Origin of the sequence: Calditerricola satsumensis (genome assembly GCF_014646935.1) — a bacterium.
GTDB lineage: Bacteria > Bacillota > Bacilli > Calditerricolales > Calditerricolaceae > Calditerricola > Calditerricola satsumensis.
The window spans coordinates 152,431-158,430 of record NZ_BMOF01000001.1 but is presented as its reverse complement, the minus strand read 5'-3'; the positions used below and the strand labels follow the sequence as shown (position 1 = coordinate 158,430).

General features: G+C 57.3%; 6 protein-coding genes and 1 pseudogene. 5 read left to right on the top strand and 2 right to left on the bottom strand.

Going from position 1 to position 6,000, the window contains the following annotated elements; translation table 11 throughout:
- Both IEX61_RS00835 and IEX61_RS00830 read left to right on the top strand, forming a co-directional pair.
- Positions 1 to 789, top strand: a 789-nt coding sequence (locus tag IEX61_RS00835) for a threonine synthase (protein ID WP_188816533.1), incomplete at its 5' end; no start/stop codon positions are given.
- Complete coding sequence (locus IEX61_RS00830; RefSeq protein WP_188816532.1) at positions 773 to 1,537, top strand: arylamine N-acetyltransferase family protein; 765 nt, start codon at positions 773 to 775, stop codon at positions 1,535 to 1,537. The genes IEX61_RS00835 and IEX61_RS00830, both read left to right, overlap by 17 nt.
- Before the next feature lie 196 nt (positions 1,538 to 1,733).
- On the opposite strand, the gene tyrS is transcribed toward IEX61_RS00830, so the two are convergent.
- On the bottom strand, positions 1,734 to 3,017 hold the full coding sequence (gene tyrS, locus IEX61_RS00825) for a tyrosine--tRNA ligase (protein ID WP_054668895.1): 1,284 nt from the start codon (positions 3,015 to 3,017) through the stop codon (positions 1,734 to 1,736).
- A 578-nt stretch (positions 3,018 to 3,595) separates the two neighbouring features.
- Here tyrS and IEX61_RS00820 point away from each other — a divergent pair.
- Positions 3,596 to 3,973: a hypothetical protein gene (locus IEX61_RS00820; RefSeq protein ID WP_157057599.1), complete on the top strand. Its 378-nt coding sequence runs from the start codon at positions 3,596 to 3,598 to the stop codon at positions 3,971 to 3,973.
- Positions 3,974 to 4,246: 273 nt separating this feature from the next.
- On the top strand, positions 4,247 to 4,507 hold the full coding sequence (locus tag IEX61_RS00815) for a DUF4176 domain-containing protein (protein WP_054668897.1): 261 nt from the start codon (positions 4,247 to 4,249) through the stop codon (positions 4,505 to 4,507).
- Positions 4,508 to 4,891: 384 nt separating this feature from the next.
- Here the strand turns inward: IEX61_RS00815 and IEX61_RS12745 are convergent, their stop codons facing one another.
- Positions 4,892 to 5,179, bottom strand: a complete 288-nt coding sequence (locus IEX61_RS12745) for a hypothetical protein (protein WP_083462788.1) — start codon at positions 5,177 to 5,179, stop codon at positions 4,892 to 4,894.
- Positions 5,180 to 5,317: 138 nt separating this feature from the next.
- On the opposite strand from IEX61_RS12745, the pseudogene IEX61_RS12740 reads away from it, so the two are divergent.
- A pseudogene (locus IEX61_RS12740) lies at positions 5,318 to 5,897 on the top strand (transglycosylase domain-containing protein); the annotation flags it as partial.
- Between the last annotated feature and the right edge of the window lie 103 nt (positions 5,898 to 6,000).

The following is a 6,000-nucleotide window of genomic DNA, read 5'->3' as shown; positions in this document are numbered from 1 at the left end:
GGAAATGGCTCTCTGACTTTTTTCAGAGAGTCCTTTTTACACAAGAATACGGACTCAACTTGCAGGGCTGCCGGTCTGACCGCCCATATAATCGTGACCCCCAGAGTTCCAGCGCAGGGTCAGGACTGGATACGGAGCTACGACGGCAACGTGTGGATGGTCAGCAGGTCAGATGAGCGGTGGCCGCTGATGGGCAAACTGGTGCGGGAGCGGGGGTTTTGGCCAGCGGGCAATTTCCATGTCCCGCCGGTGGGCAGCAACCCCTTCGGGGTACAGGGATTGAAAACCATTGCGTATGAGCTGGTGGAAGAGCTGGGTGAAGCGCCGGATGCTGTGATCGTCCCCACCTCCCGGGGCGATTTGATCTGGGGAATCTGGGAAGGGTTCAGAGAGTGCCGGACTCGGGGGGAAATTTCACATCTTCCTCGCATGGTGGCGGTGGAACCGTTCCCGCGTCTGACCCGCGTCCTTCATGGTGAGGATTGGCGCGGGCAGTTCGAAGGAAGGAGCTCGTTGGCTTCCATAGATGGGTTCACCGTGACCTATCAGGCAGTGGCCGCGGTGACGGAATCGGGAGGGACCGCCGTATCCGTGACAGATCAGGAGGTGGCGTGGGCCTGGAAGGAAGCAGCGCGATCCGGCCTGCTACTGGAATCTTCCTCGGCATCGGTTCTGGTTGCTGTTCTTCGGCTGGTTAACTCCGGATGGCTGAAAAAAGAAGAGTCCGTGGTCGCAATCGGAACTTCCCACGGTTTTAAGGAGAGGAGCCCCCATGAACGAGATCAATGAGTTTGACGTGCAGGCGTATCTCAACCTTTTAGACATCTCTACTCCGCAAAAACCCATCCTTTCTTTCCTCAACAAACTGCATGAACGCCATCTTCTCACTATCCCGTTCGAAAACCTGGACATTCATCTGGGTCGGCCGATCCGTCTTGACATCCCGTCCCTGTTTGACAAGATCGTACGCCGGAAGCGAGGAGGATTCTGCTATGAACTGAACCATCTGTTCCATGCGCTTCTAACCGCGCTTGGTTTCGATTCCACACTCATTTCGGCACGGGTGAAAAAAGCGCAAGGCGGGTTTGGACCTGAATTCGACCACCTCGCCCTGATTGTGCGCCTTCCCGAGCCATACCTGGTTGACGTAGGATTCGGCAACTCGTCCCGATCCCCCCTTCCCCTCAGCGGGGAACCCCGTGAAGACATCAGCGGCACGTACCGGGTGAAGCAGCTTGAAAACGGCGAATTCAGCATGCAAAGATGGGTTGAGGGTAACTGGTCGGATGAATATCTGTTCACCCTCGTGCCCCGCACCATCGAGGAATTCCAGGAGATGTGCCGCTATCACCAAACATCGCCCGCATCCCCTTTTACGCGCAACAAGATCTGTTCGCTTGCCACCTTAACCGGTCGGATTACGCTCACCGGCACGGAGCTGAAGGTGACGGAAAACGGCAAACAGGAGATCGTTCCCGTCAAGTCGGAAGAGGAGTGGAGTCGGATGCTGGCAAAACATTTTGGCATCCGCCTGTAACCCCTGTCCCCCAACGGAAAATCCCGGCTCATCCCCCTATACACAGCGCCCATGCCCGGGCGCAGAAAAAAGCAGCCGTTCTATCCGAACGGCCGGAAGGAAAATCACCCGCTGATGAACAAACCACGCCCGCTCCCGGCGGTTTCCGACCGGGAGCGGGCGCTTTACCCCTTCGATCGCCGCACCGAGGCGACCGTTACTGCAGGACCACCTTGGCGAACTTGCGCTTGCCGACCTGCACGACCATGCCGTCGCGGACCGTCACGGCGGCGTCCACGTCGGTCACCTTTTCCCCGTCGATCCTTACGCCGCCCTGCTGGATCATGCGCCGCCCCTCGCCGTTCGAGCCGACCAGCCCCAGCTCGACAAGGAGGCGCACAATCCACATCCGGCCGTCTTCCAGTTTGGCACGGGCAACGGCCACCGTCGGGACATCCTCCGGCAGCGCCCGTTCCTGGAAGACGGTGCGGAAGTAGTCCTCGGCCTGGCGGGCCGCCTCCTCGCCATGGTACATGCGCACCAGCGTATGGGCCAGCTTCATCTTGGCGTCGCGCGGGTGGAGCGTGCCGTCGGCCAGACCCTGGCGGATGGCGGCGATCTCCTCATTGGACAGGTCGGTAACCAGCTCAAAGTACTTGACCATCAACTCGTCAGGCACCGACATGGCCTTGCCGTACATCTCGTTGGGCGGCTCGCTGATGCCGATGTAGTTGCCGAGGCTCTTCGACATCTTCTTCACACCGTCGAGCCCCTCAAGCAGGGGCATCATGAGGATGACCTGCGGCTCCTGCCCGAACGCCTCCTGCAGGTGGCGGCCCATCAGCAGGTTGAACTTCTGGTCGGTGCCGCCCAGCTCGATGTCCGACTCGAGGGCCACCGAGTCGTACCCCTGCATGAGCGGGTAGAAGAACTCGTGCAGGCTGATCGGCTGGCCCGCCTTGTACCGCTTCTCAAAGTCGTCGCGCTCCAGCATCCGCGCCACCGTCACCTGTGCCGCCAGCTTCACCACGTCGGCGAAGGTGAGCGGGGCCAGCCACGTGCTGTTGAAGTGCAGCTCCACCCGGTCCATGTCGAGGACCTTGGCAAACTGCTCGACATAGGTGCGCGCGTTGGCCTTCACCTGCTCCTCGGTGAGGGGCTTGCGCGTCTCCGACTTGCCCGTCGGATCGCCGATGCGCCCGGTGAAATCGCCAATGATCAGCTGCACGGTGTGGCCGAGTTCCTGGAACTGGCGCAGCTTCTGCAACACCACCGTGTGGCCGATGTGGATGTCCGGCGCCGACGGGTCAAGCCCCAGCTTCACCTTCAGCGGCCGCCCGGTGGCCACCGACCGCGCCAGCTTCCGGCGCAGCTCGTCCTCCGGCAGAATCTCCGCCGCGCCGCGGGCGATGACGGCCAGCTGGCGCTCGACCTCCCGTTCCTGCTCCGGCGTCAGGCGAATCGCCTCGCGCTCCTCCTTGCGCGCTTTCGCTTCGTCCATCCTGCTTCGCCTCCCGTCGTAACGGATTCTCGAACGGATATCGCGCTTTCCTTCCGAACAAACACGCCGTGCGGCGCGCAAACAAAAAAGCCGTCCCGCACAAAGGGACGGACACACGCCGCGGTACCACCCTTCTGGCCGGGAGAAAACACGATGCCGCACAGCGGCCTTCTCCCGCCGCTCCGTTGCGATAACGGGCTTCTGGCCCGGCAGCCGGCTACACAGGCGCATCCGCGCGCCCTTCACCGACCCCGCTCCGGACGGTACTTCGCCCGCTGGACCGCGCCGGTTCGCACCTCCCACCGGCTCTCTGACAGGCGGCTTCCCAGCGACTACTGGCGTCCTTCCTCGCGTTTGGGACAGATATACGGTTACGCTTTAAGTATTACCACAACCCGTTGGGGCCTGTCTACTGCAGAGGATTGCCCCTTGCGTGTCCACTTTCGGCAAACGCCCGACACAAAAACTGAGTTGGGTCGCACCCCTTTTGGTGATGAAATTATTAATCTTGTACTATTGCAAAATTATTTTAAATGTGATAAATTACAAATCGTAATACTTCTTGAGGAGTGATTTGCATGGCCTTAGCCATTGGTCACAGTTCCGGGTGGTATGTGAAGGGACCTAATTACTCCGTAAGCAAGGAATACGGTTTTTCAGCATCTGGTGCTATCATTGAAGCTGGATATAACAAATATGGATTGAATGCCAGTGTTAAAAAAGTAGGGGCTGAAGCAAACCTTTCCTTCAGAAACGGCACTTTGGCTGTGGGTGGTGAAGCTTATTTAACAAAGTACGATTTGAGCGGAACTGTTAATATAAAAGGTGTAAACATAACAGTTGGAATGACAGCATCCCTAGGAGCAATTGGAGCACAAGTATATGCAGGAAAGAAAACCGGAATTCATATATCGTATGGCGCTGGTGCCGGTATGTATATCAATGTAAGTCGATAATTCATTCTTAGGGAGATGATGCTATATGAAAAAATTCCTAAAGACATTTTTTTCTGTATACTCCCTCTTATTAATTGGGTCAATAATTTATATTTGGCTAGATAATGAATTTGATGTTGAACAAAAAATAATAATTTCTATAGTATACATTATCTTTGGGTCTTTTATTTTACTATTCGGATATAAGATATTTTTAAAGTTATTCTATAATTTGTGGGGTAAGTAAAAATAAATAAAGGTAAATGATTTTATAACCTCATGGAGGGTAGGTTAATGAAAAAAATTGATCTCCTGCCCATTGGTTCGGTCGTCACGGTAAAAGGGCTAGAGAAGAAACTGATGATTTACGGTAGAAAACAAAAAAGAGGAGGAACGAATGAAATATACGATTATGTTGCCTGCATGTATCCAGAAGGCAACATCTCATCCCAGTATAATTTCTTTTTCAATCATAAAGACATTGACAAGGTGATTTTTCGAGGTTACGAAGACGAAGAAGAAAGATTCTTTCGCCTACAACTCCTTTCTATGTGAGTGTCGTTCATCCGCTTTCCTTTGCCCGAGTAACGGAAGCCGGGCTTTTTTGTTTGGACAAGCAAACAGCAATAGCAGGAATTCCGCAAACTGAAGAGGCTTTTTCGGAATGAAAGATCGACCCGAGAAGCCTGGTCAGACAACTTGCGGTGAGGTCTCTTTTCGTTTTTTCCTCACCATGTTCCTACTGAAACTTTACACGCTCGTTCGCATTCGGAGGAACCTCTGAAACTTGCGGCTTTAGGGCCGAATCCATGCTGCGCCCGGTTCCCACCAGTAAACGAAACCATGGACGTGCTGACCGTCTCCCTGGTCGATCGGTCGGCCTGCTGCTCGTCGCCGCCTCTCTGCTCACGCGCATCCCGTCCTCTCGTCACGCCACTGCTACACCGCCGGCGACCAGCTGACCGGCCTGCAAAACGGACTGGCCATCGCCGACGATTCCATCAGCGCCGCCTTGAACCTGCTCGTCGGCGTGCTGGCGCCCATCGCCTTCGTGTTTCTCGGCTCCCGCGCTGGCGTTTCCCGCGACGCCGCCACGCCCCTCCTTTCGCCAACAAACCCGGCCTTCCTCACCGTCCCTTCAGCTTTGCCGTCGCCTACATCGGATCGCGGCTGTTCTCCGACGCGGCGGATGCGGCCCGGCATGACCGGATCCGCGTGCAAGCCCACCTCTGGCCCGTTCCACCGTACCTGCGTCCAATGGGGAAGGCCGTCCGGGACAGAACGAAAAACCCGCAGTTGCCGTTTCCCCCAAAAACGGTATGCTAGAAGGAGACACATCTGTCCGGGTCGGAGGAGGAACGCGATGTGACGGAAGCGAAGGAAAAGCCGACCGCCGGCCCGCGCGCCACGGCGCGGAAAACCGTTGTCCTCGCCCTCAAGTCCCTCATCGGGCCGCTGCGCACCGAGGAAGACCGCCGCGTCGTGTCCAAAGACGAGGTGTCGCCCCACTTTCTCAACGCCCTCATCGCCACCGAAGACCATCGCTTCTACGAGCACCGCGGCGTGGCGCCCCGCGCCTTTCTCCGCGCCGTGGGGCAATACCTCACCGGGACCGAGGAGCAAACCGGGGGGGAGCACCCTCACCATGCAGCTGGTGAAGAACACCTTGCTCACCCCCGAGCGCACCGTGACGCGCAAAGTCAAAGAAGTGGTTCTCGCCCTCCGCCTCGAGCGGCTGTTTTCCAAAGACAAAATCCTCAAGGCCTACCTCAATGCGATCTACTTCGGCAAGGACGTCCACAACCGGAACATCTACGGCATTCAGGCGGCAGCCAGGGGCATCTTTGGCGTCGACGCGCGCACGCTCAACCTCGCCCAGGCGGCGTACCTGGCCGGGATGATCCAAGCCCCCGGCGCCTACCGGCCGTTTACCCGCGACGGCGCGGTCAACGAGGCAGGGCTGAAGCGGGGGCTGGCGCGGCAGCGCTATGTGCTCGACCGCATGCTGGCCGAGGGGTTCATCACCCGCCAGCAATACGACGAAGCCC

Bases quoted from the DNA above. Each gene is read 5' to 3' on its own strand.
- tyrS (WP_054668895.1), bottom strand. From the start codon at position 3,017: ATGGACGAAGCGAAAGCGCGCAAGGAGGAGCGCGAGGCGATTCGCCTG.
- IEX61_RS00830 (WP_188816532.1), top strand. From the start codon at position 773: ATGAACGAGATCAATGAGTTTGACGTGCAGGCGTATCTCAACCTTTTA.
- IEX61_RS00820 (WP_157057599.1), top strand. From the start codon at position 3,596: ATGGCCTTAGCCATTGGTCACAGTTCCGGGTGGTATGTGAAGGGACCT.
- IEX61_RS00815 (WP_054668897.1), top strand. From the start codon at position 4,247: ATGAAAAAAATTGATCTCCTGCCCATTGGTTCGGTCGTCACGGTAAAA.